At 70.6% G+C, this 24,872-nt stretch carries 27 protein-coding genes; 7 read left to right on the top strand and 20 right to left on the bottom strand.

The annotated features are described in order from the left end of the window. Positions 1-17: 17 nt before the first annotated feature. The 8 genes from ACXDC7_RS06410 to ACXDC7_RS06375 all read right to left on the bottom strand — a co-directional run bounded on the left by ACXDC7_RS06410 (position 18) and on the right by ACXDC7_RS06375 (position 7,734). The gene (locus ACXDC7_RS06410) at positions 18-923 is read right to left on the bottom strand and encodes a TIGR01777 family oxidoreductase (RefSeq protein WP_459221571.1); all 906 of its coding nucleotides are present in this window, start codon (positions 921-923) and stop codon (positions 18-20) included. A 161-nt stretch (positions 924-1,084) separates the two neighbouring features. Continuing rightward, positions 1,085-2,686 carry a chaperonin GroEL gene (groL, locus tag ACXDC7_RS06405; protein WP_459221570.1) on the bottom strand — a complete coding sequence of 534 codons (1,602 nt, stop codon included), beginning with the start codon at positions 2,684-2,686 and terminating at the stop codon, positions 1,085-1,087. A gap of 15 nt (positions 2,687-2,701) precedes the next feature. Further along, complete coding sequence (gene groES / locus ACXDC7_RS06400; protein ID WP_179444306.1) at positions 2,702-2,995, bottom strand: co-chaperone GroES; 294 nt, start codon at positions 2,993-2,995, stop codon at positions 2,702-2,704. 159 nt (positions 2,996-3,154) lie between these two features. Next, the gene (locus tag ACXDC7_RS06395) at positions 3,155-4,324 is read right to left on the bottom strand and encodes a THUMP-like domain-containing protein (RefSeq protein WP_459221569.1); all 1,170 of its coding nucleotides are present in this window, start codon (positions 4,322-4,324) and stop codon (positions 3,155-3,157) included. A 26-nt stretch (positions 4,325-4,350) separates the two neighbouring features. Further along, complete coding sequence (locus ACXDC7_RS06390; RefSeq protein WP_459221568.1) at positions 4,351-4,737, bottom strand: universal stress protein; 387 nt, start codon at positions 4,735-4,737, stop codon at positions 4,351-4,353. Positions 4,738-4,745: 8 nt separating this feature from the next. After that, on the bottom strand, positions 4,746-6,254 hold the full coding sequence (locus ACXDC7_RS06385; protein ID WP_459221567.1) for a tripartite tricarboxylate transporter permease: 1,509 nt from the start codon (positions 6,252-6,254) through the stop codon (positions 4,746-4,748). Beyond that, positions 6,251-6,757 carry a tripartite tricarboxylate transporter TctB family protein gene (locus ACXDC7_RS06380; RefSeq protein WP_459221566.1) on the bottom strand — a complete coding sequence of 169 codons (507 nt, stop codon included), beginning with the start codon at positions 6,755-6,757 and terminating at the stop codon, positions 6,251-6,253. Before ACXDC7_RS06380 ends, ACXDC7_RS06385 begins: the two co-directional genes overlap by 4 nt. Next, positions 6,754-7,734: a Bug family tripartite tricarboxylate transporter substrate binding protein gene (locus ACXDC7_RS06375; RefSeq protein ID WP_459221565.1), complete on the bottom strand. Its 981-nt coding sequence runs from the start codon at positions 7,732-7,734 to the stop codon at positions 6,754-6,756. The genes ACXDC7_RS06380 and ACXDC7_RS06375 overlap by 4 nt, the downstream gene beginning before the upstream one ends. A 127-nt stretch (positions 7,735-7,861) precedes the next feature. Between ACXDC7_RS06375 and ACXDC7_RS06370 the strand changes: the two genes are divergently transcribed. Both ACXDC7_RS06370 and ACXDC7_RS06365 read left to right on the top strand, forming a co-directional pair. Continuing rightward, positions 7,862-9,475: an ATP-binding protein gene (locus tag ACXDC7_RS06370; protein WP_459221564.1), complete on the top strand. Its 1,614-nt coding sequence runs from the start codon at positions 7,862-7,864 to the stop codon at positions 9,473-9,475. After that, complete coding sequence (locus ACXDC7_RS06365; protein ID WP_459221563.1) at positions 9,472-10,140, top strand: response regulator; 669 nt, start codon at positions 9,472-9,474, stop codon at positions 10,138-10,140. The genes ACXDC7_RS06370 and ACXDC7_RS06365 overlap by 4 nt, the downstream gene beginning before the upstream one ends. Positions 10,141-10,271: 131 nt before the next feature. On the opposite strand, the gene ACXDC7_RS06360 is transcribed toward ACXDC7_RS06365, so the two are convergent. Beyond that, entirely contained in the window at positions 10,272-10,712 is a 441-nt protein-coding gene (locus ACXDC7_RS06360) for a DUF6918 family protein (protein ID WP_459221562.1), read from the bottom strand. A gap of 105 nt (positions 10,713-10,817) precedes the next feature. On the opposite strand from ACXDC7_RS06360, the gene ACXDC7_RS06355 reads away from it, so the two are divergent. Next, the gene (locus tag ACXDC7_RS06355; protein WP_179444310.1) at positions 10,818-11,090 is read left to right on the top strand and encodes a hypothetical protein; all 273 of its coding nucleotides are present in this window, start codon (positions 10,818-10,820) and stop codon (positions 11,088-11,090) included. Positions 11,091-11,130: 40 nt separating this feature from the next. Here ACXDC7_RS06355 and ACXDC7_RS06350 read toward each other — a convergent pair whose 3' ends face one another. The 4 genes from ACXDC7_RS06350 to ACXDC7_RS06335 all read right to left on the bottom strand — a co-directional run bounded on the left by ACXDC7_RS06350 (position 11,131) and on the right by ACXDC7_RS06335 (position 14,116). Continuing rightward, positions 11,131-12,717 (bottom strand): catalase, encoded by a 1,587-nt coding sequence (locus ACXDC7_RS06350; RefSeq protein ID WP_179444311.1) that lies wholly within the window; start codon positions 12,715-12,717, stop codon positions 11,131-11,133. 87 nt (positions 12,718-12,804) lie between these two features. Continuing rightward, the gene (locus ACXDC7_RS06345) at positions 12,805-13,146 is read right to left on the bottom strand and encodes a pilus assembly protein TadE (protein ID WP_179444312.1); all 342 of its coding nucleotides are present in this window, start codon (positions 13,144-13,146) and stop codon (positions 12,805-12,807) included. Positions 13,147-13,214: 68 nt separating this feature from the next. Next, positions 13,215-13,634 carry a TadE/TadG family type IV pilus assembly protein gene (locus tag ACXDC7_RS06340; protein ID WP_179444313.1) on the bottom strand — a complete coding sequence of 140 codons (420 nt, stop codon included), beginning with the start codon at positions 13,632-13,634 and terminating at the stop codon, positions 13,215-13,217. Further along, a complete protein-coding gene (locus ACXDC7_RS06335; protein ID WP_459221561.1) occupies positions 13,631-14,116 on the bottom strand; it encodes a TadE family protein in 486 nt (161 codons plus the stop codon). Before ACXDC7_RS06335 ends, ACXDC7_RS06340 begins: the two co-directional genes overlap by 4 nt. A gap of 75 nt (positions 14,117-14,191) precedes the next feature. Between ACXDC7_RS06335 and ACXDC7_RS06330 the strand changes: the two genes are divergently transcribed. After that, positions 14,192-14,767, top strand: a complete 576-nt coding sequence (locus ACXDC7_RS06330; RefSeq protein WP_459221560.1) for a hypothetical protein — start codon at positions 14,192-14,194, stop codon at positions 14,765-14,767. A gap of 41 nt (positions 14,768-14,808) precedes the next feature. Further along, positions 14,809-15,663, top strand: a complete 855-nt coding sequence (locus tag ACXDC7_RS06325) for a hypothetical protein (protein WP_459221559.1) — start codon at positions 14,809-14,811, stop codon at positions 15,661-15,663. Positions 15,664-16,104: 441 nt separating this feature from the next. On the opposite strand, the gene tsaD is transcribed toward ACXDC7_RS06325, so the two are convergent. Genes tsaD through tsaE form a run of 4 tightly spaced genes read right to left on the bottom strand, consistent with a single transcriptional unit; the run spans position 16,105 to position 19,223 of the window. Further along, the gene (gene tsaD, locus ACXDC7_RS06320) at positions 16,105-17,148 is read right to left on the bottom strand and encodes a tRNA (adenosine(37)-N6)-threonylcarbamoyltransferase complex transferase subunit TsaD (protein ID WP_459221558.1); all 1,044 of its coding nucleotides are present in this window, start codon (positions 17,146-17,148) and stop codon (positions 16,105-16,107) included. Next, entirely contained in the window at positions 17,145-17,585 is a 441-nt protein-coding gene (locus tag ACXDC7_RS06315) for a GNAT family N-acetyltransferase (RefSeq protein ID WP_459221557.1), read from the bottom strand. Before ACXDC7_RS06315 ends, tsaD begins: the two co-directional genes overlap by 4 nt. Next, complete coding sequence (tsaB, locus tag ACXDC7_RS06310; protein ID WP_459221556.1) at positions 17,582-18,265, bottom strand: tRNA (adenosine(37)-N6)-threonylcarbamoyltransferase complex dimerization subunit type 1 TsaB; 684 nt, start codon at positions 18,263-18,265, stop codon at positions 17,582-17,584. Before tsaB ends, ACXDC7_RS06315 begins: the two co-directional genes overlap by 4 nt. Continuing rightward, a complete protein-coding gene (tsaE, locus tag ACXDC7_RS06305) occupies positions 18,258-19,223 on the bottom strand; it encodes a tRNA (adenosine(37)-N6)-threonylcarbamoyltransferase complex ATPase subunit type 1 TsaE (RefSeq protein WP_459221555.1) in 966 nt (321 codons plus the stop codon). The genes tsaB and tsaE overlap by 8 nt, the downstream gene beginning before the upstream one ends. A gap of 33 nt (positions 19,224-19,256) precedes the next feature. On the opposite strand from tsaE, the gene ACXDC7_RS06300 reads away from it, so the two are divergent. Both ACXDC7_RS06300 and ACXDC7_RS06295 read left to right on the top strand, forming a co-directional pair. Beyond that, entirely contained in the window at positions 19,257-19,829 is a 573-nt protein-coding gene (locus ACXDC7_RS06300; protein WP_459221554.1) for a TetR/AcrR family transcriptional regulator, read from the top strand. 75 nt (positions 19,830-19,904) lie between these two features. Beyond that, positions 19,905-21,044, top strand: a complete 1,140-nt coding sequence (locus tag ACXDC7_RS06295; protein ID WP_179444321.1) for a glycosyltransferase — start codon at positions 19,905-19,907, stop codon at positions 21,042-21,044. Between the two features lie 3 nt (positions 21,045-21,047). On the opposite strand, the gene ACXDC7_RS06290 is transcribed toward ACXDC7_RS06295, so the two are convergent. The 3 genes from ACXDC7_RS06290 to ACXDC7_RS06280 are packed head-to-tail and all read right to left on the bottom strand — an operon-like array spanning position 21,048 to position 24,830. Further along, on the bottom strand, positions 21,048-22,298 hold the full coding sequence (locus ACXDC7_RS06290) for an alpha/beta fold hydrolase (RefSeq protein WP_179444322.1): 1,251 nt from the start codon (positions 22,296-22,298) through the stop codon (positions 21,048-21,050). Continuing rightward, complete coding sequence (alr, locus tag ACXDC7_RS06285) at positions 22,291-23,451, bottom strand: alanine racemase (protein WP_459221553.1); 1,161 nt, start codon at positions 23,449-23,451, stop codon at positions 22,291-22,293. Before alr ends, ACXDC7_RS06290 begins: the two co-directional genes overlap by 8 nt. Then, positions 23,448-24,830: an NAD(P)H-hydrate epimerase gene (locus tag ACXDC7_RS06280; RefSeq protein ID WP_459221552.1), complete on the bottom strand. Its 1,383-nt coding sequence runs from the start codon at positions 24,828-24,830 to the stop codon at positions 23,448-23,450. Before ACXDC7_RS06280 ends, alr begins: the two co-directional genes overlap by 4 nt. Positions 24,831-24,872: the final 42 nt, after the last annotated feature.

Genomic DNA, 24,872 nt, shown 5'->3' with positions numbered 1-24,872 from the left:
TCCGGCGGCGGATCCGCTCAGGGGAAGAGGGTGGCGAGGGCCCCCCGGAACTCGGTCTGGTCGAAGCTGAACCCGTCATCGGACAGGCGCTGCGGCACCGCGCGCTGGGAGGCGAGCAGGAGTTCGTCGACGAAGTCACGGCCCATCGCAACGCGGATCGGCAGCAGTGGCGTCGGCACGATCGCCGGCCGGTGCAGCGCCGCCGCGAGGCCGCGGGTGAACTCCGCGTTGGTCACCGGATGCGGCGCGGCGAGGTTGACCGGGCCAGTCAGTTCGGAGGTCAGCAGGTGACGCTGGGCGCGGGCGTGATCGGCGGCGGTGATCCACGGCATCCACTGGCGGCCCGAACCGAGCCGACCGCCGAGGCCCGCCCGGAACGGCACGCGCAGCGCGCCGAGCAGGCCCCCGTCGGCGGCGAGGACGTGGCCGGTGCGCAGGTTGACGACGCGGACGTGCGCGGGCGCCTCGCGCGCGGCGGCCTCCCATTCGGTGACCAGGCCGGCGAGGAAGCCCGCGCCGGCCGGCTGGTCCTCGGTGAGGATCTCGTCGCCGCGGCTGCCGTAGAAGCCAACGGCGGAGCCGCACAGGAAGGTGCGACAGCGCGGGGCGTCGACCAGCGCGGCGGCGAGCGTGCGGGTCGGGTCGAGCCGCGAATCGCGCAGCTCGGCGCGGCGGGCGTCGGTCCAGGGACCGGACGCGATGCCCGCCCCGGACAGGCCGACCACGGCATCGGCATCGGACAACCCGGGGCCGTCGATCCAGCCGCTGCGCGGATCCCACTGCCGCTCGCCCGGCGCCGCGGCGGGACGGCGTACCAGCCGGATCACGTCGATGCCGCCCGAGGTGAGCTCATCGACCAGCGCCGACCCGATCAGGCCGGAGGAACCGGCGACGGCGACGCGTTCCGGGGCTGCTGTGTTCACCGGACCACCCTATGCCGCTGACCCCTCCCGCAGGTGATGACCCTTCGAACCGATTCGATGCGGCATCGGCTGCGGGAGAGATCGGTCGGTGGGTACGAAAAACGCGACGCCGGGCCCCGCTGCTGCGGGACCCGGCGTCGGCGTGGGGCAGGTACGTGACCTCAGTGGGCGTGCCCGGCGGGCTCGTCCTCCTCCTCGGGCTTCTCGACCACCAGCGTCTCGGTGGTGAGCAGCAGGGAGGCGATCGAGACCGCATTGGCGAGCGCGGAGCGGGTCACCTTGACCGGGTCGATGACGCCGGCCGCGATCAGGTCGCCGTACTCCTCGGTGGCCGCGTTGTAACCCTCGCCGGGGCCCATCTCGGCAACCTTGGACACCACGACATAGCCCTGCTCGCCGCCGTTCTCGGCGATCCAGCGCAGCGGCTCGACGACGGCGCGCTTGACGATCTGCTCGCCCACCGCCTCGTCACCGGTCGCCTTGCCCGGGTCGAGCACCTTGGCGGCGTGAATCAGGGCCGCGCCGCCGCCGGCGACGATGCCCTCCTCGATCGCCGCCCGGGTCGCGGAGACCGCGTCCTCGATCCGGTGCTTCTTCTCCTTCAGCTCCACCTCGGTGGCGGCGCCGACCTTGATCACGCAGACGCCACCGGCGAGCTTCGCGATCCGCTCGGACAGCTTCTCGCGGTCCCAGTCGGAGTCGGTGTTCTCCACCTCCTTGCGGAGCTGCGCGACCCGACCCTCGACGGCCGCGGCATCGCCGGCGCCGTCGATGATGGTGGTCTCGTCCTTGGTCACCACGACCCGGCGGGCCCGGCCGAGGTCGTCCAGGCTGACCTGGTCGAGCTTCATACCGAGATCCGGCGAGACGACGGTGCCGCCGGTCAGGGTGGCGATGTCGTCCAGCATTGCCTTGCGCCGGTCACCGAAGGCCGGGGCCTTCACCGCGCAGGAGTTGAAGGTGCCCTTGATCTTGTTCACCACGAGGGTGGACAGCGCCTCGCCGTCGACGTCCTCGGCGATGATCAACAACGTGCCGTTGGCGGCGATGACCTTCTCCAGCACCGGGAGCAGCTCGTTCATCGAGCTGATCTTGGAGGAGCTGATCAGGATGTACGGGTCATCCATCACCGCCTCCATCCGCTCGGTGTCGGTGACGAAGTAGGGCGAGAGATAGCCCTTGTCGAACTGCATGCCCTCGGTGAACTCAAGCTCGGTGCCGAAGGTCTGCGACTCGTCGACGGTGATCACGCCGTCCTTGCCGACCTTGTCGAACGCATCGGCGATCAGCTTGCCGATCTGCTCGTCCCGGGCGGAGATGGTGGCGACGTGGGCCATGTCCTGCGTGGTCTGGACCTCGCGGGAGTTCTTCTTCAGCTCCTCGGCGACCTTGGCGGCGGCGGCGTCCATGCCGCGCTTCAGGCCGACCGGGTTGGAACCCGAGGCGACGGCCCGCAGGCCCTCGTGGACCAGCGCCTGGGCGAGCACGGTGGCCGTGGTGGTGCCGTCACCGGCGATGTCGTTGGTCTTGGTGGCGACCTCCTTGGCGAGCTGGGCGCCCATGTTCTCGTAGGGGTTGTCGAGCTCGACATCGCGGGCCACGGTCACACCATCGTTGGTGATGGTGGGCGCGCCCCACTTCTTGTCGAGGACGACATAGCGCCCCTTCGGTCCCAGCGTCACCTTGACGGTGTTGGCGAGGACGTCCACGCCGCGCTCCAGCGAGCGCCGCGCCTCCTCGTCGAACTGCAGGGTCTTTGCCATCGGTGCTCGATCCCCTTACTTGTTGACGACCGCGAGGATGTCGCGGGCGTTGAGCAGCAGCAGGTCCTTGTTGTCGTACTTGACCTCGGTGCCGCCGTACTTGCTGAAGATCACGACATCGCCCTCGGCGACGTCGAACGGTACGCGGTTGCCCTTGTCGTCGATCCGGCCCGGACCCACGGCGAGGACCTTGCCCTCCTGCGGCTTCTCCTTGGCGGTGTCCGGAATCACCAGACCCGACGCGGTGGTCTGCTCGGCCTCCAGCGGCTCCACGAGCACGCGGTCCTCAAGCGGCTTGATCGTTGCCACGACTAACCCCTTTCACGGGTTCTGCCCCTTCACGGGTTCTGTATGTGTACATGCCTGGCCTTGAACTCGGGATGTCGTCGCGGGTGCCACCCCAAGTTGTGGCTGGCACACTCGCGCTGAGAGTGCCAACACCGAATCTATGCCCTCGTTAGCACTCGGTCAAGCCGAGTGCCAACCCGATGGCGCGCGTTCGACCACCAGCGCCCGCGATCCGTCGACGGTCGGCGTCAGCACCAGGGTCGCCGCCGCGTCACCGCTCGGCCGCAGCCGGCGACGCAGTTGTGCGGGATCGACATCGATACCGCGTTTCTTGATCTCGAGGCTGCCGACGCCGCGCTCCCGGACCCAACTGCGGACGGTCTTCTCCTTCCACGGCATCGACTCGCGCACGGCGAAGCGGGTCAGCCACGGGCTGTCGACAGGTTCGTCCCCGGCGAGATAGGCGATCGGCCCGGCCAGGCGATGCAGCCCGTGGGCGTGGGCCAGGTCGTCGACCGCGCCGGCGGCGATCGCCGCGGGATGCGGCTCGAAGAGGTACGCCGCGACCGGGCCGGTCGAGGCGGGCGTACCCGTGCCGAGCGTGAGCTCGGCCGGTGCGTCCCCGAGCAGCACGACCGACCGGCGCCCTGGCTCCGCGCCCGGGCCCGACCACAGCGCGAGCTCGACGGCATCGCCGCCATGACCGACCCAGACCGCCTCGGCGGTGTCCGGTACCTCGCGGTGCGGGAAGCCCGGGCCGACCTTGAGGCAGGTGGGCGCGGCACGCGCAAGCAACCCGCGGGCGAAGTCCCAGGGCGGGGACAGGTCGGCCAGCCGCCAGCTCCGCCCGCGTGCGGTCCGGCGCGCCGGGTCGACGAAGACCGCGGCATCGGCGTCGAGCGGCACCCGGGTCGCGTCGCCTGCGATCACCGGTACGCCGAGATTGGCCTCGGCCAGGATCGCCGTCACCTCGTCGGCCTCGACCGGCGCGAGCCGCAGGCCAAGGCGGCCGGCCGCGGCCGAGTCGGCGCCGATGCCGCTGCCGAGGTCGTGCAGGGCGTCGGCGTGCCCGGCCAGCCGCCGGGCCCGCCATGCCGACACGGCGGGCCGGCTGGCCTGTTCCAGCCCCGCCGCGGTGAAGAACCACCGCTCGGCGTCGGCGCCGAACTTCGCGGCTGCGCGTCGCCGCAGCGACAGTTGATCCAGCGCGGCGGCGGCCAGCGCGGGCCCGACCTCCGCGCGCAGCCGACTGGCCGCGTGCAGCGAGTCCGGATCGCCCAGGGCCGCGCCGAGCCGCAGCGCGCGGGCTCCGGGCGTACCGACCAGCGCCCGCGCGGTCTCCGGGTCCATGCCGCTCATGCTAGGCCCGCAGGCACTCAGTCGTGCGAAGCACGCACTCCGAGCACCGGGCACGGCGCACCGAGCAGCACCCGCTGGGCCGTCGATCCCATCAGTAGCTTGCCGACCGCGCTGCGATGGCGCAGCCCGATCACGACAAGCTCTGCCTGCCGCCGCTCGGCGATGTCGATCAGTACGGTGGCCGCGTCGCTGCCGTGGCGCGGCAGCAACAGCTCGTGCCGGGCATCGGCTGCGTCCAGCCGCGCGCGCAGCGCCGCCTCCTGACCGGTATTGATCAGATGCGGATCGGCGAGCACATCGTCGCGCGCGAAGTTGACCGCCACGAGCGCGGTCGACCGCCAGCTCGCCTCCCGCATCGCTTCGACCAGGGTGACGTTGCCCAGCTCGGTCGGAACGTATCCCACGACTACGCTCACACGCCCGCCCCTTCCGGAGTGCGGGTACGCCGGACAAGCCTCGCAATCAACGGGAAGACGAGCACGAACGCGATGAGTGAGTAACACAGCCACGCGACCGGCCCGCCGAGCAAGCCCGTGAACTCGCCGCCCGAAACCTGGATGGACCGGCGCATCATCCGTTCTGCCATCGGCCCAAGAATCACGCCGATGATCAGCGGCAGGATCGGCAGACCGAACCGCCGCATGGCGAAGCCGACGACCCCGAGTCCGAGCAACAAGAACAGGTCGAACGGGTCCGCATTCACCGCGTAGGCGCCCATCGCGGCAAAGAACAGGATGCCCGCGTAGAGATAGGGCCGCGGGATCTGCAGTACCTTCGCCCAGACTGGGGCCAGCGGCAGATTCAGTACCAACAGCATGAAGTTGCCGACGATCAGGGAGGCGATCAGCGTCCAGACCAGCAAGCTCTCCCGCCCCAGCAGCAGCGGCCCGGACTGGATCCCGTAGGACTGTAGGGCGGCCAGGATGATCGCTGCGGTCGCATTCGTCGGCAGCCCCAGTGCGAGCATGGGCACGATGACGCCGGCAGCGGAGGCATTGTTGGTGGCCTCCGGTCCGGCAACCCCCTCGATCGCTCCGTGCCCGAACTCTTCCGGGTGCCTCGACAGCTTGCGCTCGGTCATGTACGACAAGAACGTGGGCAGTTCTGAGCCGCCCGCCGGGACCGCGCCGAAGGGGAACCCGATGACGGCTCCCCGGAGCCACGGCTTCCAGGATCGTTTCCAATCGTCGCGCGACATCCATGGCCGCCCTACAGGGATTACGGTGCCGGCCTTGCGTCGCAGGTGCCCAGAAACCCACAGCGCTTCACCGATCGCGAAGATGCCGACGGCGACAACGACGATGTCGATGCCGTCGACGAGTTGCGGAATTCCGAACGACAAACGTGCTTGGCCGGTGACCGAGTCGGCCCCGACCACACCGATGATCAGGCCGATCAACAACGCTGCGAAGCCGCGGACCCGCGAGGCCCCGAAAACGGTGGTCACGGTGATCAACGCGAGCATCATGATCGCGAAGTAGTCAGCGTCACCGAGCATCAGGGCGAACTTGACCACCACCGGCATGAAGAAGGCGGCGGCGAGCGTCGCGAGGGTGCCGGCCACGAAGGAGCCGATGGCTGCGGTGGCGAGCGCCTGCGCACCTCGCCCCTTACGGGCCATCTTGTTGCCCTCCAACGCCGTGATCACCGACGCAGATTCGCCCGGTGTGTTCAGCAGGATGGAAGTAGTGCTGCCGCCGAACATGCCGCCGTAGAGAATGCCGGCGAACAGGATCATCGACTGGGTCGGCTCCAGCCCTTGGGTCACGGGCAGCAGGAGCGCGACGGTCATGGCCGGCCCGATACCGGGCAGCACGCCGACCAAGGTTCCGATCGTCACGCCGAGCAGGGCAAGCAGCAGATTGACCGGCGTCAGGACGTTGCCGAACCCGAGCAGCAGATTGTTGAACGTATCGATCACAAGATCCCCCGAAGTATGCCCGCCGGAAGATTCACACCGAGTCCGATCGCGAAACCGTAGAATGTGCCCAACGCCAGCACCAGGCCGATGAGTAGCGAACGGATGTGGTGTCGATTGCCGAGTGCGAATGACGCCAACCAGAAGAGGATCGTCGAACTGATCACCCAGCCGAGCGGTTCGATCAGTACGGCGTTGGCGATGAAGGCCACAGCCAGAACAAGCACCGTTCGCCAGTCGGTGCGGCTGTTTTCGGCGACATCCTCACTAGCGTCCCGCTCACCGACCCCGCCCCGCAACACGTCGATCGCGTACCACACGGCGACGACGATGGCCCCGGCACCGAGCAGGATCGGCACCGGTCGGGGGCCCAGGGGATCGTTTCCCGCGACCACCCGATTCAGTCCCAGCGCGTCCACGATCACCAGCACGCCGAGCGCCGCCAGGCCAACGACGATGACGAATTGTGCCGGGTCGCGGACGGTGCCGATCCTGTCGACCGTCACTGCAGCCCGAGTTCGGTCAAGGTGTCGGCCACCATCTTGTCCTGCTCGGTGAGGTAGGCAGCGAACTCGTCTCCCGCCAGGAACGAATTTGTCCAGCCTCGGGTCGCCAATTCATTCTGCCAAGCCTCGGAATCATTCATTCGGGTGAAGGCGTCGATCCAGGCAGCACGTTCATCGGGAGTGATACCCGGCGGTGCGACGACCCCGCGCCAATTGGTGAATTCCAGGTTGATACCGGATTCGATCAGCGTGGGGACATCCGGGAACAGGTCAACCCGCTCGGCCGACGTGACGGCGAGCAAACGCAGTTCGCCCGCCTGGATCTGGTCGGCAAACTCGCTGAATCCGCTGGCGCCGAAGGCCACCTGACCACCCAGCACGGCGGGCAACAACTCGCCACCGCCATCGTAGGACACAAAGCTGACCTCGGTGGGGTCGATGCCGACTGCCGCAGCCAATCGCATCGGCATCAAGTGGTCCGGTCCGCCGGGATTGGAACCGCCGCCGACCGAGACGCCACGTGGGTCCGCGCGCCAGGCGGCTACCAGGTCATCAATCGTCTGGTAATCAGAATCCGCAGGCACCACGATCGCGCCAGACTCGCCGATCAGCCGGGCGATCGGGGTGGTGTCCGCCAGCCGTGCCTGGGTGTCGGAGGTGTAGGACGCGCCTACCACGCCCAGCCCCATCTGCATGATGAGATCACCATTGCCACGCTCGTTGATCACCCGCTGCAGGCCCACCGTACCGCCGGCCCCCTCGACATTCGAGATCTGCAGGCCCGAGGCGATGCCCTCGCCTTCCATGATCGTCGCCACGGCGCGGGCGGTGGTGTCGTAGCCACTGCCCGGCGCGTTGGGGACCATGTACTGCGCGCCGGAGATCGTGGCTTGTGCCTCGTCCCCCTCGGGTGCGGTCGCGCCACATCCTACCAACGCAATTGCGAGTGCAGTACCGACGGCCATAGCAATCAGCACACGTGATCTCATCATTGAGCCTCATTTCGCTTCTCTGCGGTAAGTCAGGGCTATCCTGTCAACCCGGATCGCAACGGTCGCGGTTTCGGCAGCAACGAAGGTTGAGTTCATAGTGGTCAAAAACAGATTGCTCGCTCGTGCCCGGCCATCGACGCTGTCCGGACAACTGCTGCTGATGCAGTTGGCGATCATTGCGCTTGTGCTCCTGGCCGTGGGTGGCGTGGCTCTGGCTCAGGCCAGTGCGCAGTTCCAACGATCGGAGAGCCGGCGTACCCTCGGTGTCGCCGAGCTGGCCGCCAACAACCCGTTGGTCCGGACCCGGCTCGAACAGTTCAGCGATCTCGGCTTCGGCGCCGACATCACCGACCTTGCCACGGTCGCGGCCGCCATCAGCACCCAGGGCAAGTCGATGGTGATGATCACCGACGCCGAAGGCAACGTACTCGCGTCCACGGTGGGGCTGCAGAGCGCGGGGCACGGCATCCAACCCCGGGTGCTCCGCGACGGCGCAAGTTGGTCCGGCCTGGTGGATCTGGCCGGGTCGGCCCGGATGACGGCGCAGGTGCCGGTATACAGCGACGACTCCGATCGCCTGGGCACGGTCGTCGGCGCGGTCGCCGTGCTCACCCGGGTCCCGGCCGCAACGGAACTGCTCGCCGATGCGTCGGGCTATCTGTTGGCCTACACCGCACTGGCCTGCGTGCTCAGCGGCGGCGGCGCGTGGCTGGTCGCCCGGCGGATCAAGCGCCAGACCCTGGGACTCGAGCCGCGCGAGATCGCCGCTCTGGCCGACTACCGGGAGGCAATCCTGCGCGGAATCGCCGAGGGGGTGATCGCCCTGGACACCCAGCACCGGATCACGATGATCAACGACATCGGGCGCGAGCTGCTCGAGCTGCCGGGCGCCGCAGTGGGCACCCCGGTCGAGTCGCTCGACGTCAGCGAGCGGCTGGCGGGTGTGCTGACCGGCCCGGGCAACGCGCTCGACGAGATCGTGCTGCGCCGGGGCCGGGTGTTGATCATGAACCGTATGGCGGTCAGCAAGGACGGCCGCGAGTTGGGTTCGGTGACCACGCTGCGCGACCGGACCGAGCTGGTGGACCTCGAGCGCAAGGTCGGCGCCTTCCGCAGTACCACCGACCTGCTACGCGCCCAGGCCCACGAGTTCGACAACCGGCTGCACATCATCGGTGGTCTGGTGCAGCTGAACGAGTTCGATCAAGTGGTCCGCTACATCGACACGTTGCGTGACCAGCGTGCCGACCTCGACCTGCGGATGACCGAACGGATCCGCGATACCACCGTCGCCGCCCTGCTGCTGGCCAAAGTGAGCACGGCGGCGGAAAATCGGGTGGAGCTTCGGATCGACGAGAGCAGTGAACTCGAGCCGCTCACCCCCCAGGATGCGGCCGACCTCGCCACGGTGCTGGGCAATCTCATCGACAATGGCGTCGACGCGGCGAGCGACGGGTCCCAACCGGCATGGGTCAGGGTGAAGGTGACCAAGAACGACGCGATGGTCGAGGTGACGGTCGCCGACAGCGGCCCGGGAGTCGGTCCCGACCTGGCGACCGAGGTGTTCCGCAACGGATTCTCGACCAAGGCGGCGCACGCCGGCGACCGCGGGATCGGGCTGGCGCTGACCCGACGCCTGTGCCGGCAACGAGACGGCGAGGTGCAGATCGCCGGCTCCGGACACGACGCCCGCTTCGTGGCCCGGCTGGCGGTGAGTTCGTCATGATCAGCGTGCTCGTCGTCGACGACGACTTCATGGTGGCGCGTATCCACCAGGCCTTCGTGGACCAGACGCCCGGTTTCCGCACGGTGGCGACCGCGAACGACGGCGCCGCGGCGATCCGGTCGGCCGGCGAGCACCAGCCGGAGCTGATCCTGCTCGACATCTATCTGCCCGACCGCTCCGGCCTGGACCTCCTCCCGGACCTGCGGAGCGCTGCCCCCGACGCGGACGTGATGATCATCTCGGCCGCCCGGGAAGCGAATACGATCCGCACCACGGTCCGCCAGGGTGTCGTCGACTATCTGCTGAAGCCGTTCGCCCAGCAGATGCTGATGGAACGACTCGGCACCTACGCTCGCCGCCGGCAGCGACTCCAGGACGTACAGGTGAACGGTCAGGACGATGTCGACCGAGCCCTAGGGGGCGCCGGCGAGGTCGCCCAGCGGATGCCCAAGGGTCTGAGCACGGAAACCGCGCAATCGGTGATCGCCGCCCTGCAACATGCCGCAGGCAGCCTGTCGGCGACCGAGGCGGGCGGGTTGGTCGGCATCTCGCGGGTCAGCGCCCGGCGATACCTGGAATGGCTGGTCGAGGCCGGGCATGCCGAGGTGAGCCTGCGTTATGGCAGCCAGGGCCGGCCGGAGCGGAGGTTCCGATACCGGCGGTGAGCCACCGCACAATCGTCGCCCCGCGCGATGCTGACCGGGTGCCCGAGCCCGATGCTGCCGGTGTCGGCGCCGGTCGCATCGCGGTGCATATGTCACCGAGGTGGCCTGGGCCGACCGGGAGCGATGACCGCTCAGCCGGCCCGGTTCTGGATCGCGGCACCGACCCGAGGCAGCGCTGTGCGGACGTGCTCCTCTGCCTTGCCGCGCAGGCCCCGGTAGGCCTTCTTGATGCCCTCGCGGTCCGAGCCGAGGACCCGCTTGTCGGCGACGCCGAGCAGCGCCTCGGTGGCCTCGTCGCCGCGTCCGACCAGGTAGGCGCCGAAATCGGTCTGACCCGAGGCGGTGAAGTCGGCCCAGAAGGGGTCGAGCGCGGCCGCGAAGTCGGGCAGCATCCGGTTCAGGCCGCGCTCGGTGAGGTTCGGGGCGAGCTTGCGTGCCGCGGCGTACCCGGTCTTGATCGCGGCACCGGACAGGCCGGACTTCTCGCGGACCTCGGCATCCACCACGGCGGACAGGTCGGCGATCACGGCGGGGCGCTGGTCATCGGCGAGAAGGTTGGCGGTCAGGCTCATCGGATCACTTTCGTCGAGAGGGAGGTCGGCGGCGCCGGGTCCGGCACAACTCTAGGGATCACGGCGAGGACGCGCGAGACCCCGCCCCGACCTAGATTGGTGGGCATGTTCGGACCTCCCGGTCCCCTGTCGCCCGGCGGCCGTGTCGCCGCGATCATCGGTGCCGTGATGGCCACCGTCTCGGCCCACCTGATCGCCGGCCTGTTGGTGTTCGCCTGGATCAGCCGCGACGGCCCGCACGGGTACGCGATGATCTTCTCGATCTTCTTCGCGATCCTGCTGACGCCCGTCGCTCTGATCGGGCTGGTGACCTTTGTCGCGGGGCTGTCCACGGCGTACCGCCGCAGGAACGGCGGCGCCCCGCCGCCCGCTCGGTGAACGAGGCGACGGGGCGCACGCTGCCGTGCTCAGCCGGTGATCACTGGGCGGCCTGGGTCGCCGACTCCACGATCGGATCGGCCGCGTCGGCCTTGGCAAGCTCGGGCTCGCCGCCCGGGTTCGCGCCGCCGACGCCGGCGCGTACCTTCTCCTCGATCTGCTTTCCGGTGTCGGCATCGACGTTCTTCCAGTACCAGAACGCGCGCTCCAGCACCTCGCCGTGCACGCCGCCGAGCAGGTGTCCGGCGACCGTGTTCACGAAGTCCTCGCGCTGGGCGTCGTCCCAGACCTCGCGGACCAGCGTGCCGGCCTGGCTCCAGTCGTCGTCGTCGGCATGCAGGGTGTAGGCCTCGCGGACCATCTCACCGTCGGCCTCCCAGCCGTCGCCGGCGGGTCCGGTCAGGTCGGCGAACGGACGACCCTCGGAGTTGGGCGCATAGACCGGCGCATTGCCCTGATGCTCGTAGGCCATCGGACCGTCGAAGTTGTAGACATTGCGCGGTACGCGGGCCTGGTTGACCGGCAACTGGTGGTAGTTCGGGCCGATCCGGTAGCGGTGCGTGTCGGCATAGGCGAACACCCGGCCGAGCAGCATCTTGTCCGGGCTGAACCCGATTCCGGGCACCAGCGAGGAGGGCTCGAACGCGGCCTGCTCGATCTGGGCGAAGAAATTGTCCGGGTTCTTGTTCAGGGTCATCGTGCCGACCTTGATCAGCGGATAGTCACTGTGCGGCCAGATCTTGGTCAGGTCGAACGGGTTGTAGCGATAGCCGCGGGCCTCCTCATACGGCATCACCTGCACCGACAGGGTCCAGGACGGGAACTCGCCGTTCTCGATAGCGGTGTGCAGGTCGCGCCGGTGGAAGTCGGCGTCCTCGCCGGCGATGCGGGTGGCTTCCTCGCCGGTCAATCCCTCGACACCTTGATCGGAATGGAAGTGGTACTTGACCCAGAACTTCTCGCCGGCTTCGTTGATCCACATGTAGGTGTGGGAGCCGTAGCCGTTCATGTGTCGCCAGGTGCGCGGGATGCCGCGATCGCCCATCAAATAGGTGACCTGGTGCGCGGACTCGGGGTTCAGGCTCCAGAAGTCCCACTGCATCTGGTTGTCGCGGAGCCCGGATCCGCCCAGGCGCTTCTGGGACCGGATGAAGTGCGGGAACTTGATCGTGTCGCGGATGAAGAAGATCGGGGTGTTGTTGCCGACAAGATCGTAATTGCCCTCGTCGGTGTAGAACTTCAGGGCGAATCCGCGCGGATCGCGCCACGTGTCGGGCGAGCCCTGCTCCCCGGCGACGGTCGAGAACCGGGCCAGCATGTCGACCTTCGCCCCGGGCTGGAACAGCCCCGCCTTGGTGTAGCGACTGACATCCTCGGTCGTCTCGAACGTACCGAACGCGCCGCCGCCCTTGGCGTGGACGTTCCGCTCGGGGACCCGCTCACGGTTGAAGTGGGCCATCTGCTCGATGGCATGGAAATCGTGCAGCAGGATCGGACCGTTCGGGCCGATCGTCAGGCTGTGCCGGTCGCTCGCGGCCGGGGCCCCAGTGGCGGTGGTCGACCCGGACGCATCGACTCCGGCCAGCGTGTCGGCGGGCGGATCGCTCGTGAACTTCGCGTCGGTCATGCGACTCCTCCTTCGTGCCTAGCTCAGACGTTGTGGATCTGTCCCTCAGCCTAGCCCTCTCTGGATTCGGTCAAGAAAGGGCATGGGTCAGGGGCGTGCCGGGAGCAGTCGGGCCTCCGCCTCGCCGGTGCCGGTGACCGTGCCGATGCCGATCACCGAGAGAAAGACGGTCGGCTTCTGGACGCTGGTCGTGACCCGCAGCCGGCCGGCGGCGGCGAGGGTTGCACCGGGTACGCCGGACTCGGCCAGTACCCGGCTCGCCGCGCGATCCGCGGCGGCATGATCAACTCGCCCGAGGAGCTCGCCGGCCGCGGACGCATCCACGCCCGAGCGCGCGGCACGCTGGGCGATCGCCTCCGCCTCCTGTTGGGCGGCGAGTTGCCGGCCGCCGTCGACCACCAGCCCGAGAATGAGGACCACCATGGTCATCGACATCGCCACGACAACGGCGAGCGAGAGGCCGCGCTCGGATCGGCGTACCGATCTTGATCTTGGTCTCATCGGCGCTCCCGGTAGCGGTCGATCGGCGCGACACCCGTGCGGGTGACGGTCACATTGCCGACCGGGAGGCCGATGTCGGAGGACTGCAGCGTGCAGGTGACGGTGACGCTGACCTCCGCGCGGGTGCCCGCCCGGGCGGCGAATCCCGCGACATCGGTCGTCACGGAGGTCTCGGCGCAGCGCAGGCCGGCGGTGGCGAGGTTGGCCGTGGCGACGGCGGCGGCATCGGAGCGGGCCTGGGGCGCAGAGCGGGCCAGGGATGCGGCGCGGGCCGAGGAGCCGGCGGCGGACTCGACGGTCGTCTGCGCCATCGCGTACCGCGCGGAGACGATCACCAGGAAGATCAACGCGAGGATGGCCGGGAAGATGATCACGGCCTCGATCGACAACGACATGCCGCGCTCGTCGCGCCTCATGGCCGGGTGATCCGCTCGATCGGCATCGTCGCGGTCTCCTTGATCACGCCGACACCGGGCAGCTCGATGAGAGTCGGCGCTGATCCGGTGACGGTGACGACGACGCGCTCGGGGCCGCGATCGACGGTGATCGCGGGCGCACGCATCCCCACGCGTTCGATGATCCGGTAACCGGCCTCCGTGCCAGCGGCGCCGGCCCCGTGCCGCCGGTTGAGCTCGGCGGTGACCTGGGCGGCCGCGACGGCCGAATTGCGTGCATGCCAATAGATGCCGAGCTGGATGATTCCGATCAGCAGAATCATCATCGCCGGCAGAATGATCGCGGCCTCCAGCGTATGGCTCAGCCCACGCTCGTTGCGGCGCATCGCGACTCCTTCGGCCCGGGGGGACGACCTGCGTGGAGTCTGCCGTGCGGGTATTGCGGTGTCCACAGGTTGTTCGAGTTGTGCACAGGATTTCACCGCGCAAACGGGGATATCCACAGAACTGTGAGGGGCTATCGACAGGGCGCCGGGGCTGCTGGAAGGATCCTCGAAATCGGCGAGAGGAGCCCCCCAGTGATCGCTGCCGACCTCCGGCGCTTCGGCGCGCTCGTGATCGCGCCCATCGTTGCTGTCCTGGCCGCCTGCACGCCCGCCGCATCCGAGCCTGCGCCAACCCCCACCCCCTCACCCTCTCCCTCCCAGACCCCCTTCGCCGAAAAGAATGCCGCCGCCATCGAGGCGTACAAGCGGTATGAGGAGATGCTGGAAGAGACCTTGATGTCGGGCGGCTACCAAACTGCCGAGGAAGCTCCGCCATCGGTGCGTGCCACGACCATGGGCGAGGAGCGGCAGCTCGTTGATCAGGACAACATCGACCTGGCCAAGGACAAAGCCAAGGGCACCGGTCAGGTGACGATCAGAAACATCGCCATCACGTCGTCGGTCCCGATGCCCGGCGCGCCCGGAGGCCACCAGATCAAGATCGTTGCCTGTCGGGATAACAGCGGTGCACGCATCATCGAGGGCGGCCGAACCTCTGAGCCACCTCAGCGTCTGCAGGAGGTCCGGGTGACGCTCTACTTCGATGAAGAGACGCCCGCCGGCTGGAAGGTGTCCGAGCAGCGCGGGAAGGGTGTTTCCGAATGCTGAGTGCCATGCGAGCTCTCGCGGTTTGGACGAGTGGGCTAGTCATGCTGGCTGCCGCGCTGCCGGCGCATGCCAGCCCGACGCCAAGCCCTCCTCCCCCGCCCGAGGAACCGAAACGCACAAGCACCCGCGATGGCGAGACGGACATCTATGTCGACGCCGAGTCCGAGGGGGTGCGCAAGACTGACACCAACCGCCAGCCGAGAGAGCATCGAGGTACCGGCCCGGCCCCTGATCCCTGGGCGGGCTTCTCCAAGGAGGAGCGCGAGGTTGCCGAGCAGACGGGTGGCGTACCGAGCGCGAACGGCAACGGCGAGATGGTTCACCTGTCGGTGTGCCTGGATGACCCGACCGTGTCCGTGCTGTGCCCGAACTATCCAGGCGGAGGGGACGGCGCGCCGCCCGCGCCGACCATCGCGCCCGAGGAGGCCGCCCGTCGTGCGGTCGCGAAGATCCGCCTGACCGCCAAGCCGCCAGGGCTCAGCCCGGACTGGAACAAGAACAAATACAAGATGCTGGCCTTCGGATTCCCGGTCTGGGTCTACGCCGACCCGGATTCACTCGTCCCCGTCAACGACTCCCAAAACATCGAAGGCCTGAGCGTCTCACTCGACGCCGCCAAACCAAACGTCACGGTCAAGATGGGCGACGGCACCACCCTGCGCTGCGCGCTGAAGGGACGCCCGTTCAACCATCGCGACGAACCGGGCAGCGACGGCCCCTGCTCGCACCGCTACCAGAAAATGTCCCCACCCGACGGCTACACCGTCACCGCCATCTACACCTGGAACGTCGCCTGGACCGCCGGCGGACAATCCGGCGTGATCACCATCAGCAACCAGGCCAGCACCCAGATCCCCATCGGCGAACTCCAGGCGCTCATCACCGCCCCACGCTGACCACCCCCAACCACAGCCGGCCCCCAAGCAGCGCCCGCCGCGCACAAGCATGTGCGATTTGTCGTCATCTCCGCGACCGAGATGACCACAAAACGCACACTCTTACCCGATGAGATTGCCGACCGCCCACCTCGCCGAGCGTGAGGCACTCGCTACCCAGAACTCTCCCACGTCATCGACATCGTGGCGCTCCCCAGTCGCCCCAACGCTCAAGAACCTCAGGCGCGGCAACCGCCGGTGAGCCAGCCGACCGTCACCCCTTCAGGTCCGACTTGCCACCGTGATCGCCCGGCAGCAGCGCGCTCCCACCAGTTCCCGGGCGATCCGGGGTCGGCGCAATCGATCGCCGCACCCGCTCTCCAGATCCCTCCCGCAGTTATGCCCGCTCTGCGGCCCGCAGAGCGGGCATAACTGCGGAAACAATCGGAGGCGAGGGGGAGATCAGACCAGGACGCGGGAGACGGGCAGGCCCGAGTCGGCGCCGAACTCCAGACCCGAGGGCGGCAGCCCGGCCTCGACGACCTCCGCCCCGAGCGCGGCGATCATGGCGCCGTTGTCGGTGCACAGGCCCGGGCGCGGGCGGCGTACCCCGATCCCGGCCGCGCCCGCACGCTCGGCGAGCAGCGAACGCAGCCGCGAGTTCGCCGCCACCCCACCGCCGATCACCAGATCCGTCACGCCCTCGGCCCGGCAGGCATCGACCGCCTTGGCCGTCAACACATCCGCGACCGCCTCCTGGAAGCTCGCCGCCACATCGGCCACCGGAACCTCCCGGCCTTCCACCTCCGCGGTCTCGACCCAGCGCGCCACCGCCGTCTTCAATCCGGAGAACGAGAAGTCGAAGCGATGCCGTTCACGATCACGCGGCGACGTCAGCCCGCGCGGGAACCGGATCGCCCGCGGATCGCCCCCGGCCGCCGCCTTGTCGATCACCGGCCCGCCGGGGTACGCCAACCCCAACACCCGCGCCACCTTGTCATAGGCCTCGCCCGCCGCATCATCGATTGTGGCCCCGATCGGCGTGATCGACCTCGCGATGTCGTCCACCCGCAGCAGCGACGTGTGCCCGCCGGAAACCAGCAGCGCCAACGACCTCTCCGGCAACGGACCATGATCAAGAATGTCCACCGCGACATGGCCGGCCAGGTGGTTCACCCCGTAGAGCGGCTTGTTCGTCGCGTACGCCAACGCCTTCGCCGCCCCGATACCGACCACCAGCGCGCCCATCAGCCCCGGTCCGGCTGTGACGGCAATCCCGTCCAACTCGCCAAGATCGACATCGGCCGCCGCCAGCGCCCGGCGCAGCGTCGGCTGCATCGCCAGCAGATGCGCCCGCGACGCGATCTCCGGCACCACACCGCCGAACCGGACATGTTCGTCCACCGAAGATGCCACCTCGTGCGCCAGCAGCTCTCCCCCGCGGACGATCCCGACCCCCGTCTCGTCACACGAGGTCTCGATCCCGAGGATCAGCGGCCCGCTCATCGCCCGACCTCCCGCTTCATGATCACGGCCGCCACCCCGCCCGGGTAGTAGCGCGGACGGCGCCCCACCTCGACAAACCCCTCGGCCCGATAGAACCCCAACGCCGCCGCATTGTCCTGGGCCACCTCGAGCCAGCACTCCCCCGCCGGCAACCGATCCCCCACGGCCGCGAGCAACGCCCGCGCCACCCCGCGCCGCCGCGCCCGCGGCGCGACCACGATCCGGTTCAGCTCGGCGACATCGGAGCGCCGGACCGTGATCACCCCGAGCAGCCCCGACCCGTCGGCCGCCACCAGCACCACGCGATCCGGCGCGGCAAGCTCGCCCTGCCAGCCCGCCGCGGACCAGCCCCCGGCGACGAACCCCGCCACCTCGAGCTCCATGATCGAATCCAGGTCGGCTGCCGCCGCCTCCCTGATCACCGGGGCGGCGATCATGGTCTGCCCCGCAGGCGGACGCGCCCGGACCGGTTGACCAGGGTCGACTTGCGGCTGGTCGGCACATTCGCATCGGCGTGCCGCAGGTACAGCGGCTCCGGTCCGATCTCCGGCAGTCCGGGACCGACGAGCGCCAGCACGCCGCCGTCGGTCTGCTCCGGCCCGCCGGCAAGCGCGCGCCCGGCCAGCTCCGGCGTCAACGCCGCGCCCGGTCCCGTCACCGCGACATCGGGCACCTGCTGGGCGGGGGTGACCCGCGGCTCGCCGATCCGCGCCCGGTCCGCGCCATAGAGCGCCCAGTACACCTCGCCCCGCCGCGCATCGCTGATCACGCAGAACTCACCCGGCGGCTCGGCCACCGCCGCGGCCACCGCGTCCAGGCTGCACACCCCGCGCACCGGCACGCCCAGCGCCGTGCCGAGCGTCTGCGCCGACGCGATGCCGACCCGCAGCCCGGTGAACGGGCCCGGCCCCATCCCGGCGATGATCATTCCGAGCCCGGTCGCGGCGATGCCCGCCTCCGCCAACGCCTCGGCGATCAGCGGCGTGACCCGCTCGACGTGCAGCCGGGAGTCGCCCAACCAGCGCCGGGCCAGCACCCGCCCGCCGGCTGCCACCCCGACCGCGATCCCCGCGGACGTGTCGATCCCCAGCACGGGCCCCCGCGCCTGATCAGACATGGGCCAACGCCCGGGCCAGCTCGCGCAGCTCGGCGCGGTCCCAGCGGCGGCCGACCGGATCGATCAGGACGGTACGCCCACCGCCTGGCTCGACCAGCAGATCCAGCTCCAACCGCTCGTCGGCAAGCTGCTCGGCGACCCCGCGACCCCACTCGATCACCGTGACCGAACCGGCCAGCGAGGCATCGAGATCAAGATCGTCCACCTCGGCGGCCGAGCCGAGACGATAGGCGTCGACGTGCACCAGGTCCGGCGTACCCGGCCCCGTGCGGTGCACCCGCGACAACACGAAGGTCGGCGAGATCACCTCCTCCTCCACCCCGAGCCCGGCGCCGATGCCCTGCACCAGCGTCGTCTTGCCGGCGCCGAGATCACCCGTGGCGATCAGCACATCGCCGCCGCGCAGCAGGCTCGCCAGTCGGCGGCCCAGCTCGGTCATCGCCTCGGCGGTGGGTACGCCGACCGCGACCGGCAGGTCGCGGACCCAGATCCCGCCCTCGGCGGTCTGCTCGTCGATCCGGTAGCCGTGCCGGGCCCACCAGCGGGCCAGCTCGGGGAACTCCCGCCGGACCAGCAGCCGCGCCCGGACGAATCCCGCCCGCGCCGCCACGTCGTGCGCGGCGGCGATCATCTGCGCGGCGATCCCGTGGTGCTGGAACCGCGGATGCACCGACACCCGCGTCAGCGTCACCTCGCCCTCCCCGGCCGGCACCAGCACGACGACGCCGGCCGGCTCGGCGCCGATCCGGGCCAGCACACCGCCGCCGCGGCGTACCGCCTCGGCGATGGTCGCCGGGGTCTCCGCCAGTGCCGCGGGCGGCGGGTCGACGGGCCCGCGCGCGGCGAAGGCCGCGTGCATCACCGCGACCATCTCCGCCGCGTCCTCCGGGCCGGCCTGGGCGATGTCGAGCGCCTCGAGCTCGTCGCCGGGACCGCCCGTCCCCTCGTGTTTCGGCACCGGGCGATTGTAGTGGTGGCACGATGTGCCCCGATGCCACTGACCGCCGACGAGATCGAGCGCTGCGCGCTGGGGATCCTCGACCGCTACGGCCTGGGCGATCTCTCGATGCGCCGGATCGCGGCCACGCTCGACGTGGCGCCCGGGGCGCTCTACTGGCACGTGCCGAACAAGCAGCAGTTGCTGATCCGGCTGGCCCGCCGGATCGTCGGCGAACCCGCCCCCGCCGCTGCGACCGCTTGGGCGGCCGGCCTCACCGCCTGGGCGCACGCGCTGCGTTCCCGGCTGCTCGCCCACCGCGACGGCGCCGAACTGGTCTCCAGCGCCGTCGCGCTGGCCGGGCCGGAGAGCGGGCTCGACCCCGCGGCCGCGGCCCGCGCCCTGCTCCGTGCGGCCGGCTTTCCGCGGGCCGACGCGACCGCGGCCGCCGAGACCGCACTGCACTACGTGCTGGGACAGACCCTGGCCTGGCAGGCGCGCGACCAGTTCCGCGGCCTGGGAGTGGTCGAGGACGCGCCGGTGCCCGACAGCTTCGACTTCGGGCTGACGGTGATCGTCGACGGCCTCGCAGCCCGCTACCGACCCGAGCGCCCGGGCGTTGGCTGATTCGTTACCTTGTGTTCGGGGACACGTTCGATCCCCGATGGCTGCGTGACCAGGAGAGCGAGTGAGGTGACACACGTGAGGGTCGCTGTGGTTACGGAGTCCTTCCTCCCGCAGGTGAACGGGGTCACCCACTCAGTCCTGCGGGTGCTCGAGCATCTCCGGGACAACGGGCACGAGGCGATCGTGCTCGCGCCGTCGGCCGGTGGCCGGGCGCCGGCGCGCTATGCCGGCTTCCCCGTCGTGCACCTGCCGTCGGTCGCGATGCCCGGCTATGCGAGCTTCCGGGTCGCCACCACCCCGCAGTGGCTGATCGAGCGCGAGCTGTCCGCCTTCGCCCCCGATGTCGTGCACCTCGCCGCGCCGTTCGCGATGGGTCAGCGGGCGCTGGCCGCGGCCCGCCGCCTCGACCTGCCGACGGTCGCGATCTACCAGACCGAGATCCCCACCTATGCCGCGCGCTACGGCCTGCCCCAGGCCGAACCGCTGCTGTGGAAGTGGGTACGCAATGTGCACCAGCTCGCCACCATGACGCTCGCCCCGTCCCGGGCGGCCCGCAAGCAGCTCATCGACATCGGCGTCCGGCGCGTCGGCCTGTGGGGCCGCGGCGTCGACTCGGTCCGGTTCCATCCGGCCAAGCGGGACAAGGCCTTCCGGCGTCGGTACGCCCGCCGCGGCGAGATGCTGATCGGCTATGTCGGGCGGTTGGCACCGGAGAAGCAGGTCGACGACCTGGAGGTGCTGGCCGACCTGCCCGGCACCCGCACGGTGATCATCGGCGAGGGGCCGCGGCGCGCGGAGCTGGAGCAGATCCTGCCGCACGCGGTCTTCCTCGGTCAGCGCACCGGCGACGAGCTGCCCCGGGCGCTGGCGTCGATGGACCTGTTCGTGCACCCGGGGGAGCTGGAGACCTTCTGCCAGTCGATCCAGGAGGCGCAGGCCTCCGGCGTACCGACCATCGCCCCGGCCCGCGGTGGCCCGATCGACCTGATCGACCCCAGCCGCACGGGCTGGCTGTATTCCCCCGGCGATCTGGCCGGCATGCGGGCCCACGTCCGCGACCTGCTCGGCGACGACCGCAAGCGGGCGAACTTCGGCGCCGCCGCCCGGGCGGCCGTCGAACACCGGACCTGGCCCTACATGTGCGACCGGCTGCTCGGCCACTACGCCGAGGCGATCGCCGAGCATCGCGCCCAGCGGGCCTCGCTGCCGTTCTGAGCGTCAGCCGGACGCGGCGCGGACCCGGCCGAACAGTCCGGCCAGCGCCGCATTGACCTGCTCGTCGCGTTCGATCATGGACATGTGCCCGGTCTCGGTGAGCCGCAGCAGCTCCGCGCCGGGCAGGGATTCGATCAAGGTCTCGGTGTGGCTGTAGGGCGTGATCAGGTCATCGGTGCCGCCGATGATCAACAGGTCGGTCCGGGCGAGCGCCGCGAACGACCCGGACTCGTCCAGCGTGGCGAAGGTCGGGTAGAAGTCGGCGACCACGTCCAGCGGGGTGGCCTGCAACATCTCGTTGAGGAACTCGACCTTCTTCGCCGACACGTTCCGATCGGCGAAGCTGAGCCGCCGGGCGACCACGAAGCTCACATCGCCGCTGCGGCGGCGGACGTGGCCGACCAACCCCGGCAGCCGGTTCAGCGTGGTCAGCACGGGCGGCGCCAGCCGGGAGAACAACGTGCCCGGGATCCCCGGCACGATCGAGTGCCGACCCATCGCGCCGGAGCTCGTGTTCAGCAGCGCGACACCGCGGACCCGGGCGTGCTCGCCGAACCACTCCGGCCGGCGGCGGGCGAGATTCATGATCGTCATGCCGCCCATCGAGTGCCCGACCAGCACCATCGGCGCGTCGCCGACGACCTCGTCGATCACCTGTTCGAGGTCCGCGCCGAGTTGCGGCACGCGGGCCAGCTCGGGGGCCGAGTGCCCGGACCGGCCGTGCGAGCGCTGGTCGTAGAACACCGACCGGAACTGCCCCGCGAATGCCTTGCGCTGGAAGTACCAGTTGTCCATGCTCAGCGCGTACCCGTGCACCCAGACCACCGTCAGGTCGTCGGGCGCATCCGGCGCCTCGACCACCTCGACGTGCAGCCGGACGCCGTCGGGGGTGGTCAGCTCGCGGCCCTCGCTGTGCAGCGCGAACAGGTCCGCGGTCTCGCGGTCCACATCGCGCAGCCGCCGCGCCAGCACCCGGGACTGCACCTCCAGCCCGGCCGCCACTGCACCCACCGCCAGCGCGGTGACGCCGGCCGCGATGCCGACGCCCTTGGCGATCCCGCCGGCGGTCAGTGACGCCCCAGGCGTGGGGTACGCCCGGGCCGGGCGCGGGCCACCGGCGAGCCGGTGCACCCATTCCGCGGCCGACCGCGGCGCCACCCCGGGCACCCGGTGCCCGGCGGCGAGTCCTCGCCGGGCGGCGTCCGTGGCCCCGCGTACCGCCCCGCGCCCGGCGCTCCGACTGCCCTCAGACATCTGGCTCCTCCATGATCACCCGCGGCACCCGGCCGCTGACCCTGGTCAGGATCTCGTAGCCGATGGTGCCCGTCTCGCGTGCCCAGTCCTCGGCCCGGGGTCCTTCCGGCGCACCGAACAGCACGACCTCGTCGCCCGGCCGCTCCGTCGCGCCGGCGCCCAGGTCGATCACCAACTGGTCCATGCAGACCCGCCCACGGATCGGGGCGAGCCGGTCGCCGACGCGGGCCGAGGCGACGTTGCTGGCCGCGACCGGGACGCCGTCGGCGTACCCCAGCGGCACCAGCCCCACGACCGTGTCGGTGCGCGCCGTCCAGGTCTGCCCGTACGACACCGACTCCCCCGCCAGCAGGGGCTTCACGGCCACCAACTGGGCGCGCAGCCGCATCACCGGCGCGAGGTCCAGCCCGGCATCGGCCGCGAGCTTGCCGTCGGCGGGATCGACGCCGTAGCCGGCGATCCCGATCCGGACCAGGTCCAACCGCGATCCCGGGGTCGCCAGCGCGCCGGCCGAGTTGGCCAGGTGCCGGATCGGCGGCCGGAGGCCGTGCTCGTGGGCGATCCGGCCCGCCCGCTCGTAGGCCGCCTGCTGGTCGGCGATGCTCGGATCCTCGGGGCTGTCGGCGCTGGCGAAGTGCGACCAGATGCCGACCACCTCGATCAGCCCGTCGGTCTCCGCCTCGGCGGCCGCCGCGCACAGGGCCGCCCAGTCCTCGGGCCGGGCCCCGTTGCGGTGCAGCCCGGTGTCGGCCTTCAGGTGTACCCGGGCGGTCGAGCCGGTCGCCCGCGCGGCGGCCGCGAGCCGGGCCAGTTGCGCCGGCCGGTGCGCGGTCAGGTCGATTCCCGCGGCCACATGGGGGGCGAGCTCGGTGTCCTCGCCGTACAACCAGGCCAGCACCCGCCCCGTGTCGCCGTCGGCCCGCAGCGCCGCGGCCTCCTGCGGCGTGGCGACGCCGAGCCACTCGATCCCCGCCCGGCGCGCGGCCCGCGCGATCGGCAACATGCCGTGCCCGTAGGCGTTGGCCTTGACCACCAACATCACCCGCGCCGGGGCGACCAGCGCGCCGATCGCCGCCAGGTTGGCGCGCAGCGCGCCGAGATCGATCACGGCGGACGCCGTCCGCGGGTCGGTGGGGCCCGGGTGGTCGGTCATCGCGCCTCCCGGAGCAACGCGGCGATCGTCGCCGGCAGGTAGCTCGCCAGCACCTGCGGCGGGTACGGGCCGGGGTGCCGCTCGGCAGTGATCGCCTGCAGCGATGCGGCCGCCACGCCAGCATCGGCGGCCGGCAGGCCGGCGGCGAGCAGCGTTCCGCAGATGCCGGCCAACGTGTCGCCGGAGCCTGCCTGACCGGTCCACGCCGGGCCGGGGGCCGCCAGCCACACCTGATCGTGCCCGGGCGCGAGGACGAACTGGTTGGTGCCCTTGAGCAGTACGCAGGCGCCGGTCATCTCGGCCGCGCGGCGACCGGCAGCAATCGGGTCGGCCTCGACCACGGCGCGTTCGGTGTCCAGCAGCCGGGCCAGTTCCCCGGCATGCGGGGTGAGCAGCACCCGCCCGGAGAGCGGGTGCCGCGGCAGGGCCGCGATGGCGTCCGCGTCCAGCACGGTCGGCAGGCCGAGGGCCAGCACGCTGTCCACCCGGGTGCGGGCATCGGGCCGCTCGCCCCAGCCGGAGCCGAGCAGCCATGCCTGCACCCGGCCGGTGCCGATCGTCACATTGGGCAGTGCGCGGACCACCTCACGGCCAGCCTCGCCCGGGCCGGCGTAGCGGATCATGCCCGCGCCCGACCAGGCCGCGCCGGTACAGGACAGTACCGCCGCCCCCGGGTAGCGCGCCGAGCCGGTGTCGATGCCGAGCACCCCGCGGGAGTACTTGTCGTCGCCGGCCCCCGGCACCGGCCAGGCGCGGGCCACGTCGGCCGCCTGCCAACCGGCGAGCAGCGCCGCCTCCGCGCGCAGGTCGATGCCGATGTCGGCCACCACGACCTCGCCGCAGGCATCGGCGGCGGGGCGGAGCAGGTGACACAGGCGGCGCCCGCCGAAGGTCACCGTGCGATCCGCGCGGAACGCGGACCCGGGCGCGACCGCACCGTCGGCGTCCAGGCCGGACGGCAGGTCGACCGCGAGCACGGGCCCCCCACGCTCGCGCGCCAGTCGCGCAGCATCGGCTGCCGCGCCCCGCAGCCCGGGCCGGGCACCGATGCCGAGGATCGCATCGATGATCAACACCTGCGGCCCGATCATGGCCAGCGCATCGTCGATGTCGATCATCGACCCGCCCGCCGCCGTGAGCGCGGCCGCCGCGGTGTCGTCGGCGCCGCCGAGGACGGCGCAGGCGGCCACGGAGGCGCCGGCGCGGGCCAGCCGCTCCCCCGCCCACAGGCCGTCGGCGCCGTTGTTGCCCGGGCCGGCGAGGATCAGCACCGGCCGATCGGGTCCGGCCTCGCGGGCGACCGCGTCCGCGGCGCGCTGCATCAGCTCGCCGGTCGCCAGCTCCGGTGCTGCCTCCTCGGCGGCGCGAATCGCCGCCACCGTCCACGCGTACCTCACGACGCGTGCCCCACCGTCCGGAAC

The organism is Naumannella huperziae (assembly GCF_054073625.1).
Note: the sequence above shows the minus strand (reverse complement) of the source record. Positions and strands in the feature narration are given on the sequence as shown.

What these genes read in the sequence shown, in the direction of transcription:
- ACXDC7_RS06350 (WP_179444311.1), bottom strand. Translation starts at nt 12,717, where the DNA reads ATGACCGACGCGAAGTTCACGAGCGATCCGCCCGCCGACACGCTGGCC.
- tsaB (WP_459221556.1), bottom strand. Translation starts at nt 18,265, where the DNA reads ATGTCTGATCAGGCGCGGGGGCCCGTGCTGGGGATCGACACGTCCGCG.
- ACXDC7_RS06365 (WP_459221563.1), top strand. Translation starts at nt 9,472, where the DNA reads ATGATCAGCGTGCTCGTCGTCGACGACGACTTCATGGTGGCGCGTATC.
- alr (WP_459221553.1), bottom strand. Translation starts at nt 23,451, where the DNA reads ATGACCGACCACCCGGGCCCCACCGACCCGCGGACGGCGTCCGCCGTG.
- ACXDC7_RS06360 (WP_459221562.1), bottom strand. Translation starts at nt 10,712, where the DNA reads ATGAGCCTGACCGCCAACCTTCTCGCCGATGACCAGCGCCCCGCCGTG.
- ACXDC7_RS06290 (WP_179444322.1), bottom strand. Translation starts at nt 22,298, where the DNA reads ATGTCTGAGGGCAGTCGGAGCGCCGGGCGCGGGGCGGTACGCGGGGCC.
- ACXDC7_RS06345 (WP_179444312.1), bottom strand. Translation starts at nt 13,146, where the DNA reads ATGACCATGGTGGTCCTCATTCTCGGGCTGGTGGTCGACGGCGGCCGG.
- ACXDC7_RS06300 (WP_459221554.1), top strand. Translation starts at nt 19,257, where the DNA reads ATGCCACTGACCGCCGACGAGATCGAGCGCTGCGCGCTGGGGATCCTC.
- tsaD (WP_459221558.1), bottom strand. Translation starts at nt 17,148, where the DNA reads ATGAGCGGGCCGCTGATCCTCGGGATCGAGACCTCGTGTGACGAGACG.
- ACXDC7_RS06340 (WP_179444313.1), bottom strand. Translation starts at nt 13,634, where the DNA reads ATGAGGCGCGACGAGCGCGGCATGTCGTTGTCGATCGAGGCCGTGATC.
- ACXDC7_RS06325 (WP_459221559.1), top strand. Translation starts at nt 14,809, where the DNA reads ATGCTGGCTGCCGCGCTGCCGGCGCATGCCAGCCCGACGCCAAGCCCT.
- ACXDC7_RS06395 (WP_459221569.1), bottom strand. Translation starts at nt 4,324, where the DNA reads ATGGACCCGGAGACCGCGCGGGCGCTGGTCGGTACGCCCGGAGCCCGC.
- groL (WP_459221570.1), bottom strand. Translation starts at nt 2,686, where the DNA reads ATGGCAAAGACCCTGCAGTTCGACGAGGAGGCGCGGCGCTCGCTGGAG.
- ACXDC7_RS06315 (WP_459221557.1), bottom strand. Translation starts at nt 17,585, where the DNA reads ATGATCGCCGCCCCGGTGATCAGGGAGGCGGCGGCAGCCGACCTGGAT.
- ACXDC7_RS06355 (WP_179444310.1), top strand. Translation starts at nt 10,818, where the DNA reads ATGTTCGGACCTCCCGGTCCCCTGTCGCCCGGCGGCCGTGTCGCCGCG.